Genomic DNA, 13177 nt, shown 5'->3' with positions numbered 1-13177 from the left:
ACTTGAAGCATGCCTTGCGACGGGGAGCGGGGTGGCCAGTTCTCTCCGCATGCGTCAGGCGACGGATTTCTCCTGTTTGCGTGCGGCATAGCGCCGGTAGACGGCCTCGATCATTTCCGGGCTGACCGGCTTGACGATGTAATCGTCCATACCGGCATCCATGCAGTTCTGCATGTCGACGTTCAGCGCCTGCGCCGTGACGGCGACGATGGGCGTGTGGGTGCCCGTCAGCTTCTCCGCATCGCGGATCTCCTTCGCCGCGTCGATGCCGTTCATCACGGGCATGGCGATGTCCATCAGCACGAGGCGCGGCTGGTGCTTGCGCCAGAGCATGACCGCTTCCTCGCCGTTCTCGGCGATGCGGTGCGAGATGCCGAGGCCTTCGAGGATCTGCGAGAAGACAAACTGGTTGATCTGGTTGTCCTCGGCGACCAGCACCTCGACGTCGCCGACGGCGGCCGGCAGCATGGTCGTGATGTCGGTGGCGATGTACCAGTCGTCGGAAATCGGCACGGGCGTGAGTATGTCGCCAAGCGGCGAGGTATCCTCGGAAAGCAGTTCGTGCTCTTCCACGAGGACGCGCATGAAATCGGAGCCGATGCCTTCGGCCGAGATCACCGTCACAGGCACGCCATAGGCATTGTTGCGGATCGCGGCATGGTCCGGCACGTCACCGTCGACGATGACGAGATCGAGGACAATCCCCTGCTCGGCCGCGTGCAGGAGGAAGGCCTGGCATTCCCGCACCGAATGGACCGCGCAGGAATCGGCGTCCTTGGCCTTGAACTCGTCGACGAGGATTTCCTCGATGCGGGGATTGCCGGTGACGACGAGCACGCGCTTTCCGGCCACTGCCGTCACGTCCTCGCGGTTCAACTGGTCGAGAAGCAGGCGGCGCTCGGCATCGCGCACCGGATCGAAGCAGTTCTGCGCGGGCACGAAGCCGCCCGGCACGCGCAGCAGCGCATCGCCCTCGTCCGTCATGGCCCGCTCGCCGGCGACGAAGGCCGAGACGTCCTCCATCACCGTGACGATGGCATGATGGCCGGGCGCGCCGATCCGGTACTTGCGCGTGATGACATAGAGATCCGAGCCGTCGGCGCGGATGATATGCTCCGCCAGCATGTAGGGCTCGCCCGTCTCCAGCACGGAACGGTCGCTCGCCTCGATGCGGTCCGCGCTCTCCGCATCGGCCAGCGCCCAGACGGTGCGGCCGAGAATGCTGTCGGGATCGGTGCCGTAGACCGCGCAGAACGCCCGGTTCACCGCGATATAGGCAAGGTTGCGGTCCTTGACGACCATCGGCGAAGGCAGGGTCTCGAGGATTTCCTCGGTGAGCGCGATGCGCTCCAGATCGAGGCGCCACTGCTCTTCCTGCTTCTTCTGCTCGGAAATGTCGACGAAGGTGGTGACGTTGTAGCCGCTCGGCAGGCGGCGCTTGCGGAAATGGATCCAGCGGTCGCGCCCGAGCCGCTCGACGGCATCGTACTGCTCGCGCCAATGGGCGGAGATGCGGGCGGAGATCCACTCCTCGCGGTTGACCGGCTTGTGGCGCTGGTCGGGCGAGATGCCGTAGCGCACGCCGCTGTCGAAGATCGCGCCGAGCACGTCGCGCAGGCGTGTTCCGGGCACCAGTGTTTCGGCGGGAATGGGGAAATAGCGCAGGACCTGCCGGCTGGCGAAGACGAGGCGGTCGTTCTTGTCATAGACGATCACCGCGGCGGCGAGGATATCGCACGCGGCTTCGAACATTCCCGACCGGATGTGCGCGTCTGACGGCGCTACATCATTCATTCTGGCAGTCCTCGCCTGTTGGCATTCCCGAAAACATGCTGATCGGTGCTTACGCACCTTGGGACATTGGGGAATGCCAGCGGCCAGCGACGCTGCAATCGTCCACCGGAGAACCCGGCCGGCTTGTGCTCATACAAGCGCAACGGCACGTTCGCAGCATTTTATTAAAGCCTGATTAAACCGGCCGGCGCCCAAGAGGCGGGATAAGCCGCCGCACCCACTGGCGGGCGGCGGGCGAATCCGCGAAAATGGTGCCATGACCATCAGGCAGCTTTCCGAAACCCTCATCAACCAGATCGCGGCCGGCGAAGTGATCGAACGGCCGGCGAGCGCCGCCAAGGAGCTGATCGAGAACGCGCTGGACGCCGGCGCCACCCGCATCGAGATCGCCACGGCCGGCGGCGGCAAGACGCTGCTGCGCGTCACCGACAACGGCGGCGGCATGGCGCCCGCCGACCTGGAGATGGCGATCCGCCGGCACTGCACCTCCAAGCTCGACACCGACCTTCTCGACATCCGCACGCTCGGCTTTCGCGGCGAGGCGCTGCCCTCCATCGGCTCGGTCGCGAAGCTGTCGCTGCTCAGCCGCACGGCGGAGGCCGGCGAAGGGGCCGAGATCAGCGTGACGGGCGGCAAGGTGGTGCCGGTACGCCCGGCGGCGGCCAATCGCGGCACCGTCGTCGAGGTGCGCGACCTCTTCTTCGCCACGCCCGCCCGCCTCAAGTTCCTGAAGAGCGAGAAGGCGGAGGCCTCGGCCATCTCCGACGTCGTGCGCCGCATGGCGATCGCCTTTCCGCATGTGCGCTTCGTGCTCTCCGGCTCCGACCGCACGACGCTGGAATTCCCCGCGACCGGCACGGACCGGCTTGCCCGCATCGCGCAGGTGCTCGGCCGCGATTTCCGCGACAATGCCATCGAGATCGATGCGGAGCGCGAAGGCGTGCGGCTCACCGGCTTTGCCGGCGTGCCGACCTTCAACCGCGGCAACAGCCTCAACCAGTTCGCCTTCGTCAACGGAAGGCCGGTGCAGGACAAGCTGATCTGGTCGGCACTGCGCGCGGCCTATGCCGAGACGATCCCGCACGGGCGCTATCCCGTCGCGGTGCTTGCCATAGAGATCGATCCGGCGCTGGTCGACGTCAACGTGCATCCGGCGAAGTCGGATGTGCGCTTCCGCGATCCCGGCCTCGTGCGCGGCCTCATCATCGGCGCGATCCGCGAGGCGCTTGCCCGCGAGGGCGACCGCGCCTCGACGACGGGCGCAAGCGGCCTGATGCGCGCCTTCCGGCCGGAAGCAGCGCGCCCCGCCGCGGCATGGACGCCTTCCGCCTCGCCCTACCGTCCCTTCGAATCCGCCACGGCCTCGCCGACGGCTTTCCGCGGGCAGCAGGCAGGCTTTGCGGAATTCGCGGCGCCCTCGGCGCGCGGCGAGCCCGCCTTCACGCCCTCCCCCTCCATCCGCGAAGAGGAGCCGCCGCAGCGCCATCCGCTCGGCGCGGCGCGGGCGCAGCTGCACGAGAACTACATCGTCGCGCAGACCGAGGACGGCCTCGTCATCGTCGATCAGCATGCCGCGCATGAACGGCTCGTCTTCGAGGCGATGCGCGAGGCGCTGCATGCACGGCCCGTGCCGGCGCAGGCCCTCCTCATTCCCGAGATCGTCGACCTGCCGGAAGACGACTGCGACCGGCTTGTCTCCCATGCCGAGGAATTCGCAAGGCTCGGCCTCGGCATCGAGCGCTTCGGCCCCGGCGCGGTCGCGGTGCGCGAGACGCCGGCCATGCTCGGCGAGATGGACGCGGCCGGCCTCATCCGCCAGCTTGCCGACGAGCTTGCCGAATGGGACACGGCGAGCGGCCTCAAGGCCAGGCTCGAATATCTCGCCGCGACCATGGCCTGCCACGGCTCCGTCCGCTCGGGCCGGCGCATGCGGCCGGAGGAAATGAACGCGCTCTTGCGCCAGATGGAGGCGACGCCCGGCTCCGGCCAGTGCAACCACGGCCGGCCGACCTATATCGAGCTGAAGCTTTCCGACATCGAGCGGCTGTTCGGCCGGAGCTGAAAAAGCTGGAAATTTGACGGCCGGCGCGATATTGCATCGACATCGGATGATACGGATACTGAAATCGATGATGAACCGTTTGGAAGGCCGCGGCGGCAGCCGTGAAGCGAAGATCCGTTATCTCGACGGCGATTTCCAGATCCTGATGCCGGGCTCGCACGTCACCTGCGCGATGACCGGCGAGGCCGTGCCGGTCGACGAGCTCCGCTACTGGAGCGTCGCGCGGCAGGAAGCCTATGTGAGCTGCGCAGCCTCGCTCGACGCGGAGAAGCGCGCCGGCGTGCTGCCTAATCAGAAGAGGCAGTAGGCAGTAGGCAGTAGGCAGTAGGCAGTAGGCAGTAGGCAGTAGGCAGTAGGCAGTAGGCAGTAGGCAGTAGGCAGTAGGCAGTAGGCAGTAGGCAGTAGGCAGTAGGCAGTAGATGCTGTCGAAAGACGTGAGGGCGTCAATCCCTTATTGGCGACTGCCTATTGCCTAATCCCTCACTTCTTCGCCAGCCGCTGCAGCTTGCGCCGCCGTGCATTGGCGATCGCCGCGTCGATGATCGCATCCGGCCCCTTCGGGTCGTCGAAGCGGATTTCCACCTCGATCACGCGGCTCTTTTTCCTCAGTTCCTCCGAACGGCCGTGACCACCCGCGAGCCGCACGCTGTCCTTGGCCGTCGTCACCAGCTGGTAGCCGAGCCCTTCGGCATGGTCGAGGATTTCCGCCACCTCGTCGTCGGTGAGATAGTGGTGATCCGGGAAGCTGCGGGAGACAGAGAGATGCGCGCCCGTCTCGTTCACCGTGCGGTGGAACTTCTCGTTGTCGGCAATGCCGGACCAGGCCATGACGACCTCGTCCTTCAGGTCCTCCGCGCCCACGGTGACGAGCGTCGCGGGATGGACCGCCTTGCCGGCCCGCGCCGCCTGGCGGATCAGCCGGTCAGCCGCATCGCCGTCGCCGATGGCCAGAAGCGCGCTCGCCTGGCGCATCTGCTCGGCCAACGGCGCGCGCAACGGCCCGCCCGGCACGAGATGGCCGTTGCCGATGCCGCGGCGCGTGTCGATGACGAGCAGCGCATAATCGAAGGCGAGGCGCGCGCTCTGGAAGCCGTCGTCCATGATGATGATGTCGGCCCCCTCCTCCACCAGCTTGCGTGCGCCCTTCACCCGCTTGCGCGAGATGACGGTCAGCGCCTCGCGGGCGAGCAGCAGCGGCTCGTCGCCGACGGCGCGGGCGCGGTGATGGCTGAGGTCGACCACGGTCGTGACATCCAGCGAGCCGCCATAGCCGCGGGAGAGGAAGCCGGGCCGGAGGCCCCGCGCCTTGGCGGCGCGGGCGAGCGCGATGGCCGTCGGCGTCTTGCCGGCGCCGCCCACCGTGAAGTTGCCGACGCAGATGACGGGCACCGGCACCTCGGCCCGGCGGCCCTTGCGCATGCGCCAGCCGGCGATCAGCCCATAGAGGCGCGAGACCGGCCAGAGCGCATAGGCGCGCCAGTCCGGCTTCGTCCACCAGAAAGGCGGCGCTTCGGTTACCATGTCGTCTCCCGTGGATGGCCCTGCCCTGTCGTTGCGCAAGGAAACGCGAAGACCTGAGGAAAATCAACTGCAGGAAACAGCGCCGGATGGCGAGGGACGGAGGCGCTGCCCCTCATCCCGCTGCCGCGACCTTCTCCCCGCAAGCGGGGAGAAGGGGAACGAGGCGCTGGTTTCCCTGACGAAAGAAGCATGAAGGAAGCCCCCGCCGCTTGTCCTTTCTTCCCGCTTGCGGGGAGAAGGTGCCGGCAGCGGGATGAGGGGCGAGGCGGCGCGTTCACGCCGCCGGGCGCGCCACCGCCGCCTCGGGGAGCAGCGGCAGGAGTTCGGTGATGTCGTTGAGGCAATAGTCGGACGCCGCGGACAGCGATTCCCGCGAGCCGGTTCCCGTCAGCACCGCGACGGTGAGGCCGGCGCCGGCATTGCGGCCCATATGGAGATCGTGGTTGTTGTCGCCGACGACGGCGATCTGGTGCGGCTCGAGGCCGGTCGCCTCGCAGAAGCCGAGCACCATGCCAGGCTCCGGCTTCGTGCCGAAACCGCTGTCGTAGCCGGCGACATAGTGCAGGTAGCCGTCGAAACCGAAGCGTTTCGCCGTCGCGCGGATGGAGGCCTCGTTGTCGCTGGAGGCAACGCCGAGCCAGTAGCCGCGGGCATGCATGGTGGCGAAGAAGGCGGCAAGGTCGGTGACGGCGACCGCAAGCGCGGCGGAATTGGCGAAGAGGCCGTCGAAATGCGTGGCAAGGCCTTCCACCGTAAAGGGCGCGCCGGCGGCGACCAAGCCCTCGGCGATCTCCACCGTGTTACCGGCGGCAAGCAGGCTGTCCGGCGTGACATGGCCCGTGTCGGGGTCCATGCCGCCTGCCACGAGCAGCCTGCGGGCGAGCGCCTCGTCCCCGGCGGCGGCGATGCGGGCCAGCTCGTAATTCACCGGGATCCAGCTCCTGGCATAATCGAGCAGCGTGCCGTCCTTGTCGAAGAGGATGCCGGAAATGGTCGCCGCCTTGGTCATGTCCTGTCCTTTCAGGAGGTCTGGCGCGGATGGAGCCGCGCCTTCACGGTGAGCGGATTGATATAGGGCTCCAGCCCCTTGATCGTGGCGCGCAGCGCCCCGCGCATCTCCTGCACGGTCTCCTGCCCGGCATTGATCATCTGCCGGCGCGTCTCGTCGTTGGCGAGGAGGTAATGCACGCCCTTGGCCAGCATCTCGATATCGCGCACCATCTTGGCGCTGCCGTTGCGGGCGAGTTGCTGGTAGGCCTCGCGGAAGTTCTGCACGTTACCGCCCGACAGGATCGCGCAGCCGAGCATGGCGGGCTCCAGCGGGTTCTGCCCGCCCTCGGCGAAGAGAGAGCGGCCGACGAAGGCGATCTCGGTCATGCGAAGATAAAGGCCCATCTCGCCGATCGTATCGCCCAGGAAGATGTCGGTATCGGGCGTCAGCGGCTCGCCGGAGGTACGGCGGACGACCTTGAGGCCGCGCGCCGTCAGCATGTCGGCGACGGCGTCGCCCCGCTCGGGATGGCGCGGCACGATGATGGTGAGAAGGCCAGGCGCGCGCTCCTTGAGAATGCGGTGCACATTGCCGGCGGCGGCCTCCTCGCCGTCGAAGGTCGAGATCGCCGCCCAGGTGCGGCGGCCCGCGATCTGGCCGAGATAGGCTTTCAGGACGGGCGGATCGACGGGCGGCGCGTCCGTATCGACCTTGAGATTGCCCGAAACGAGCACCGGCAGGGCCCCGAGCGTGCGGAACCGCTCCGCATCCGTTTCCGACTGGGCGATCACCAGCGCGAAATTCTCGAAAAGCGCGTCGGCAAGAGCATGCCGGCGCTTCCAGCGCGGGAAGGAACGGTCGGAGATGCGACCGTTCACCAGAACCTGCGGGATATGGCGCGCGCCGAGCTCCAGAATGGTCATCGGCCAGATTTCCGACTCCGCCATGATGGCAAGGTCTGGATGCCAGTATTCGAGGAAACGGCTGACGGCCGGCTTGAGGTCGAGCGGCACATATTGGTGGATGACCTCGCTGCCGAGGCGGTCCTGCACGACCTTGGCCGAGGTGACGGTGCCGGTGGTGAGCAGCACGGCGATGCCGCGGCGGCGCACTTCCCGGATCAGCGGCACAATGGCATTGGTCTCGCCGACGCTGGCGGCATGGAACCAGACGAGGGGGCCTTCCGGCCGCGCGACGCTGGCTGCGCCATAGCGCTCCTTGCGGCGCGAGCGCTCCTCCTTGCCCTTGGCCGCGCGCAGCGCGAGATAGGGACCGATGACCGGATAGAGCGCGACACCGCCCCAGCGGTAAAGCGAAAGCGCGGCGCGGGCGAGCCGTGTGCTCATGGGCGGCACGCCTTCGCCTGTCCGGCCGCAACGGCGGACGCGGGGCCGCCATGCATGTCTGCTGGGTTTTCTCTGACGGCTTGCCGGCTCTCGAAGATCATGAAGGACCAGTCTTTCTGCCCGGCGCGGCAAGGCCGCGCGGGGCGGTGTCGCAAATGCGGTTCAGCCCTTCTGCGGGTCGAGAAGGCGGTGCATGTGCACGATGAAATAGCGCATATGCGCATTGTCGACGGTCTGCTGGGCCTTGGCCTTCCAGGCTGTCAGCGCGGTCGCATAATCCGGGAAGATGCCGACGATGTCGAGCTTTTCGAGATCGCGGAACTGGACTTCGGTGAGGGTCTTCAGCTCGCCGCCAAACACGAGATGAAGGAGCTGTTTCGGTTCGATCGATTCGGTCATGTTTCTCTCTTTTCTTGTGCCGATTTCGGCAGACGGTTTGCGGTATTCCGAAAGAAAGGTCAATGGCCGGCAAGGTGCCGCGCGGCATCGACGAGCCCGGAAAGCCGGGCGGCACCCGCCGCCGCCAGCGTCTCGTGGCTGACGGTCGGGCGGTTGTAGGAAAGCGGCGCACCATCGAGCGTCACGAGGCCGCCGCCGGCGCGCGAAAGAATGAGGTCGGCGGCAGCGAGATCCCAGTCGTGCGCATTGCGCTTGACCAGCGTTCCGTCGATGCGCCCGTCCGCCACCATGGCGAGGCGATAGGCGAGCGAGGGCACATGCGAAATGCGATGGACGCCGCCGATCATGTGCCGGTCGATACCCTGCGCCATGTCCTCCGGCGCCGCCATGCGGGTGGGGCGCGCCGCATCCGGCTCGCTCGCTGCGATGGGGCTGCCGTTCTTCAGCGCCGGGCCGTCCGCCGCGGCGGTGAAGACCTCGCCGAGCGAGGGGGCGAAGAGCACGCCCGCCACCGGCCGGCCATGATGCACGACGGCGGCGCTGACGCACCAGATGTCCTTGCCGGCGATGAAAGCGCGCGTGCCGTCGATGGGGTCGATGACGAAGACGGTCTCGCAATCGAGCCGGCCGGCATCGTCGTCCGTCTCCTCCGAGAGCCAGCCGTAGTTCGGCCGGGCGGAAAGCAGTTCCTTCTTGAGGATGTCGTTGGCCGCGAAATCCGCCGCGCTCACCGGCGAGCGGCCCTCGTTCTTCCACCAGACATCCGGCCCCTTGCGGAAGAAATCCAGCGCCCTTGCGCCTGCAAGCCGGGCAGCCCCGACCAGAAGATCGAGGTCTGCGCTCCAGGCGTGGGCGGGGCTGGGCATGGTCCTACTTTCCGGCCAGCGTCATGCCGTCAATGGCAAGCGTCGGCGCGGCGACGCCGAAGCTGCGGTCGATGTCATTCGCCGGCGTGATGCGCAGGAACATGTCGGCAAGGTTGGAGGCGATGGTGACCTCGGAGACCGGGAAGGTCAGCTCGCCGTTCTCGATCCAGTAACCGGAAGCGCCACGGCTGTATTCGCCCGTCACCATGTTGACGCCCTGGCCGATCAGCTCGGTGACATAGAGGCCTGTGCCGACGGAACGGATCAGGTCCTCCGGTGCGATATCGCCGGGCTCCAGCGCGAGGTTGGTCGAGGCGGGGCTGACCGAGGTGCCGCCGCGCACGCCGCGGCCATTGGTGTGAAGGCCGAGCTCGCGGGCGGTGGAGGTCGACAGGAACCAGTGCTGCAGCACGCCGTCCTCGATCATGGCGAGGCGACGGCCGGTGACGCCCTCGCCGTCGAAGGGGCGCGACGACGGACCGCGCACGATGAGCGGATCGTCGGTGACGGAAAGCCCTGCCTTCAGCACCTGCTTGCCCATGCGGTCGCGCAGGAAGCTGGTCTTGCGGGCGACGGCCGCGCCGTTGATCGCCCCGGCAATATGGCCGGCGATGCCGCGCGAAACGCGCGGATCGTAGACGACGGTGACGTTCTTCGCCGTCGGCACCTGGCGCGGATTGAGCCGGCGGACGGCGCGGGCGGCGGCCTCGCGGCCGATCTCCCCGGCATCCCTCAGCTCGGCGAAATAGAGGCTGGAATCGAAGTCGTAGTCGCGTTCCATCTTCGTGCCCTCGCCCGCGATCACGCTGACGGAGCGGCCGAAGCGGCTGGCGCTGTAGGCGCCGGAAAAACCATTCGAGGTGGCAAGGACGAGCCCGCCCATGCCGGCCGAAGCACCGGCCCCGCCGGAATTGGTGATGCCGGAAACGGCAAGCGCCGCGGCTTCCGCGGCAAGAGCGGCTTCCGTGAGCTGGTCGGCGGAAACCTCGGTCGGATCGTAGAGTTCGAGGTCCGGCCAGTCTTTCGCAAGGTCTGCCTCGTCGGCGAGCGAGGCGAAGGGATCTTCCGGCGAGGCCTTCGCCATGGCGACGGCGCGCTCGGCAAGCACCTTCAGGTCGAAGCCGGGATTGGCCGAGACACTGGCGACGCGCCTGCCGACGAACACGCGCAGCGAGAAATCGTCGCTCTCGGAGGCTTCCGTGCCCTCGACCTTGCCGAGGCGCACGCTGACCGAGGAGGAGCGGCCCCGGACGACGACGGCATCGGCCGCATCCGCCCCCGCCTGTATGGCGCGGTCGATGAGTTCGCCGGCGCGCGCGAGAAGGCTTGCGGAATCGATCGTCTCTGACATGACTTGGCCTTTCTTTGCTGCCCCATTTATTGTGCGCCGGTACGGGCATCAAGGGCCACCCTCCTTTTTTGCCCCCAGCGACCGGCTCCGAAGAGAAAGCATCCGCATGTCCTACACCCACAGCCCGTATAACGAGGTCCTGATGATGCTCGGCGGGGCGCTGCTTGCCGCGCCGATCTTCAAGCGGCTGGGGCTCGGCACCATTCTCGGCTACCTCGCCGCCGGCGTAGTGATCGGGCCGATCCTGCACCAGATCCGCGACGGGGAAGAATTGCTGGGCGTCGCCGAGCTCGGCGTGGTCTTCCTGCTCTTCCTCATCGGGCTGGAACTGAAGCCCTCGCGGCTCTGGGCGATGCGGCGCGACATCTTCGGCCTCGGCATCGCGCAGGTCGCCATCACCGGCCTTGCGCTCGCCGGATTGACCTTCGCCTTCGGGCTGGAGGAATGGGACGGCGCGCTGATCATCGGCTTCGGCCTTGCGCTTTCCTCGACGGCCTTCGCCATGCAGATCCTCGACGAGCGGGGCGACATCAATACGCGCTACGGGCAGCGCGCCTTTTCCATGCTGCTGCTGCAGGACCTTGCCATCGTGCCGCTTCTGGCACTGATCCCGCTGCTCGCCGAACAGAAACCCGAAGCCGGCACCAGCGCCTTCGAGGATTTCAGCATCGCCATCGCCGCCATCGCGGCGCTGCTGGTGGCCGGCCGCTACCTGCTCAACCCGCTGTTCCAGATCATCGCCCGCACCGGCGCGCGCGAGGCGATGATCGCCGCGGCACTCTTCGTGGTGCTCGCAGCGGCCATGCTCCTGCAGATGGCCGGGCTTTCCATGGCCATGGGCGCGTTCCTCGCCGGCGTGCTGCTTGCCGATTCTTCCTACCGGCACGAACTGCAGGCGGATGTCGAGCCTTTCCGCGGTATCCTGCTCGGCCTGTTCTTCATGGCCGTCGGCCTGTCGCTGCATCTCGACGTCATCTTCGCAAGCTGGCTGACGATCCTGATCGCGACGCCCGCCGTCATGCTGGTCAAGAGCCTCGTCATCTACGGCCTCTGCCGCTTCACCGGCTCACCGCACAACGATGCGGTGCGCATCGCGCTCGTGCTGCCGCAAGGCGGCGAGTTCGGCTTCGTGCTGTTCACGGCCGCGGCGGCCGGCGGCATCTTCTCCGACGGGCTCGCCTCGCTGCTGATCGCCGTCGTCACCATTTCCATGGCGCTGACGCCGATCGCCGCCGCGCTCTCGCGCTTCCTGCTCGTCGAAGACGCGGAAGAGGAGATCGAGGAGGATTTCGAAGGGGCCGGCGCCGACGTGCTGATGATCGGCTTTTCCCGTTTCGGCCAGATCGCGGCGCAGATCCTGCTGGCCGGCGGGCGCGAGGTCACGGTCATCGACCATTCGACAGATCGCGTGCGGCAGGCGGCGAGTTTCGGCTTCCGCATCTATTTCGGTGACGGCACGCGCAAGGACGTGCTGCGCGCGGCCGGCATCGAGCGTGCCAAGATCGTCGCCATCTGCACCCAGGGCAAGGGCGCGACCGACCGCATCGTCGATCTCGTGCAGTCGGAATATCCCAATGCCACGCTCTTCGTGCGTTCCTACGACCGCATCCACACCCTGGCGCTCAGGGCCAAGGGCGTGCAGCACGACGTGCGCGAGACCTTCGAATCCGCTCTCGTCTTCGGCCGGGAAACGCTGGAGGAGCTCGGCGTCGAGCCGGACGACGCGCTGGCGATCAGCGACGACATCCGCCGCCGCGACGTGGCGCGGCTGGAGCTGCAGGCGGCCGAAGGGATCGCCGCGGGGCGGCACATGCTGCATTCCAAGCCGGTGAAGCCGGAGCCGCTGGTCAAGCCGAAGAAGAAGGTGGCGGAGGAGGCCGACGAGGAGGAAGAGGAGAACGCGGCCTAGAGCATTTCCAGCAAAAGTGTGAAGCGGTTTTGCGTTCGAAAAGGCGGAAAAGCTCTAGCCGATGGCGGAAAGCCGCGCATCCAGCGCGCGCTTCAATTCGTCCCGGATGCCGGCGGAGGCGGCGAGGACCTCCTCGGCCTTGACGAAATCGAGCACGCGGAAGCGGCCGACCTCCGGCTGGAGGAAGATATCCGGCGCGCCCTTTTCCAGCTTCAGCGTGACGATGGAGCGCATGGTGAGCTGGGTGGCGCCGTAGAGGCTGTCGATGCTGTTCGGCACCTCCGCCGTGCCGGCGGGTGGCTTGCCGACGACGTCGACGCCGATGGTGATGTCCGCCTTGCCGGCGAGATGATCGAAGGGCACCGGATTCCAGAGGCCGCCGTCGATCATGACGCGGCCGTTCAGCACCACCGGCCGGAAGACCGCCGGCAGGGCGGCGGAGGCGGCGATGGCTGGCAGCAGGGGACCGCCGTCGCAGACGCATTCGCACTGGGCGTAATAATCCGACGCGATCACCTTCAGCGGGATCGGCAGCTCCTCGAAGGTCTCCGGCAGGCGCTCCGGCAGGAAGGCTTTCAGGACGCGCTCCAGGTTAAACTGCCCGACGCGGAAGCCGCCGGCGACAACTTCCGAGAGGCCCGCCGGGCGCAGGCTCCACAGCCGGTTCATGATCTGGCCCGGACGGCCGATGGTGGCGAGCGTGTGCTCGCGGATTTCCCGGCCCGTCATGCCGGCCGCCATCGCCGCGCCCATGATGGCGCCAATGGAGACGCCGGCGATCAGCACCGGGCGGATGCCGAGCTCGTCGAGCACCTCGATGACATGGATATGGGCAAGGCCCCGCGCCCCGCCGCCGCCGAGCGCGATGGCGACCGTCGGGCCGGAGGCCCCGGTGCTTTCAGCCGAAACGAGGGCATCGGTCATCGCTCATTCCTTTG

Annotated in this window: 11 protein-coding genes; 3 read left to right on the top strand and 8 right to left on the bottom strand. The window is 67.3% G+C overall.

All coding sequences use genetic code 11. The annotated features are described in order from the left end of the window. Positions 1–54: 54 nt before the first annotated feature. Positions 55–1752, bottom strand: a complete 1698-nt coding sequence (locus tag ShzoTeo12_RS18230; protein ID WP_318913385.1) for a response regulator — start codon at positions 1750–1752, stop codon at positions 55–57. A gap of 298 nt (positions 1753–2050) precedes the next feature. Here ShzoTeo12_RS18230 and mutL point away from each other — a divergent pair, with 298 nt between their 5' ends. Both mutL and ShzoTeo12_RS18220 read left to right on the top strand, forming a co-directional pair. Beyond that, positions 2051–3856, top strand: a complete 1806-nt coding sequence (mutL, locus tag ShzoTeo12_RS18225) for a DNA mismatch repair endonuclease MutL (protein WP_318913383.1) — start codon at positions 2051–2053, stop codon at positions 3854–3856. Between the two features lie 67 nt (positions 3857–3923). Further along, positions 3924–4163 (top strand): DUF2093 domain-containing protein, encoded by a 240-nt coding sequence (locus ShzoTeo12_RS18220; protein WP_119254444.1) that lies wholly within the window; start codon positions 3924–3926, stop codon positions 4161–4163. Positions 4164–4336: 173 nt separating this feature from the next. Here the strand turns inward: ShzoTeo12_RS18220 and lpxK are convergent, their stop codons facing one another. From lpxK to ShzoTeo12_RS18190, 6 genes are all read right to left on the bottom strand, one after another. Continuing rightward, positions 4337–5377 (bottom strand): tetraacyldisaccharide 4'-kinase, encoded by a 1041-nt coding sequence (gene lpxK, locus ShzoTeo12_RS18215; protein WP_318913380.1) that lies wholly within the window; start codon positions 5375–5377, stop codon positions 4337–4339. A 274-nt stretch (positions 5378–5651) separates the two neighbouring features. After that, complete coding sequence (locus tag ShzoTeo12_RS18210; RefSeq protein WP_318913378.1) at positions 5652–6386, bottom strand: HAD family hydrolase; 735 nt, start codon at positions 6384–6386, stop codon at positions 5652–5654. Between the two features lie 11 nt (positions 6387–6397). Beyond that, on the bottom strand, positions 6398–7714 hold the full coding sequence (gene waaA, locus ShzoTeo12_RS18205) for a lipid IV(A) 3-deoxy-D-manno-octulosonic acid transferase (RefSeq protein ID WP_119254441.1): 1317 nt from the start codon (positions 7712–7714) through the stop codon (positions 6398–6400). A 162-nt stretch (positions 7715–7876) separates the two neighbouring features. Further along, entirely contained in the window at positions 7877–8113 is a 237-nt protein-coding gene (locus ShzoTeo12_RS18200) for a DUF4170 domain-containing protein (protein ID WP_119254440.1), read from the bottom strand. 59 nt (positions 8114–8172) lie between these two features. Next, on the bottom strand, positions 8173–8979 hold the full coding sequence (locus ShzoTeo12_RS18195; protein WP_119254439.1) for a 3'(2'),5'-bisphosphate nucleotidase CysQ: 807 nt from the start codon (positions 8977–8979) through the stop codon (positions 8173–8175). A 4-nt stretch (positions 8980–8983) separates the two neighbouring features. Beyond that, positions 8984–10330 (bottom strand): TldD/PmbA family protein, encoded by a 1347-nt coding sequence (locus tag ShzoTeo12_RS18190; RefSeq protein WP_318913376.1) that lies wholly within the window; start codon positions 10328–10330, stop codon positions 8984–8986. Positions 10331–10436: 106 nt separating this feature from the next. Between ShzoTeo12_RS18190 and ShzoTeo12_RS18185 the strand changes: the two genes are divergently transcribed. Further along, a complete protein-coding gene (locus ShzoTeo12_RS18185; RefSeq protein WP_318913375.1) occupies positions 10437–12239 on the top strand; it encodes a monovalent cation:proton antiporter-2 (CPA2) family protein in 1803 nt (600 codons plus the stop codon). A 54-nt stretch (positions 12240–12293) separates the two neighbouring features. Here ShzoTeo12_RS18185 and ShzoTeo12_RS18180 read toward each other — a convergent pair whose 3' ends face one another. Next, complete coding sequence (locus ShzoTeo12_RS18180) at positions 12294–13163, bottom strand: patatin-like phospholipase family protein (protein WP_318913373.1); 870 nt, start codon at positions 13161–13163, stop codon at positions 12294–12296. Positions 13164–13177 lie beyond the last annotated feature (14 nt).

It is taken from the genome of Shinella zoogloeoides (assembly GCF_033705735.1).
Classification (GTDB): Bacteria; Pseudomonadota; Alphaproteobacteria; order Rhizobiales; family Rhizobiaceae; genus Shinella; species Shinella zoogloeoides_A.
The sequence above is the reverse complement of the archived record's forward strand: the minus strand, read 5'-3'. Positions and strand labels throughout refer to the sequence as shown.

Bases quoted from the DNA above. Each gene is read 5' to 3' on its own strand.
- ShzoTeo12_RS18230 (WP_318913385.1), bottom strand. From the start codon at position 1,752: ATGTTCGAAGCCGCGTGCGATATCCTCGCCGCCGCGGTGATCGTCTAT.
- mutL (WP_318913383.1), top strand. From the start codon at position 2,051: ATGACCATCAGGCAGCTTTCCGAAACCCTCATCAACCAGATCGCGGCC.
- ShzoTeo12_RS18220 (WP_119254444.1), top strand. From the start codon at position 3,924: ATGATGAACCGTTTGGAAGGCCGCGGCGGCAGCCGTGAAGCGAAGATC.
- lpxK (WP_318913380.1), bottom strand. From the start codon at position 5,377: ATGGTAACCGAAGCGCCGCCTTTCTGGTGGACGAAGCCGGACTGGCGC.
- ShzoTeo12_RS18210 (WP_318913378.1), bottom strand. From the start codon at position 6,386: ATGACCAAGGCGGCGACCATTTCCGGCATCCTCTTCGACAAGGACGGC.
- waaA (WP_119254441.1), bottom strand. From the start codon at position 7,714: ATGAGCACACGGCTCGCCCGCGCCGCGCTTTCGCTTTACCGCTGGGGC.
- ShzoTeo12_RS18200 (WP_119254440.1), bottom strand. From the start codon at position 8,113: ATGACCGAATCGATCGAACCGAAACAGCTCCTTCATCTCGTGTTTGGC.
- ShzoTeo12_RS18195 (WP_119254439.1), bottom strand. From the start codon at position 8,979: ATGCCCAGCCCCGCCCACGCCTGGAGCGCAGACCTCGATCTTCTGGTC.
- ShzoTeo12_RS18190 (WP_318913376.1), bottom strand. From the start codon at position 10,330: ATGTCAGAGACGATCGATTCCGCAAGCCTTCTCGCGCGCGCCGGCGAA.
- ShzoTeo12_RS18185 (WP_318913375.1), top strand. From the start codon at position 10,437: ATGTCCTACACCCACAGCCCGTATAACGAGGTCCTGATGATGCTCGGC.
- ShzoTeo12_RS18180 (WP_318913373.1), bottom strand. From the start codon at position 13,163: ATGACCGATGCCCTCGTTTCGGCTGAAAGCACCGGGGCCTCCGGCCCG.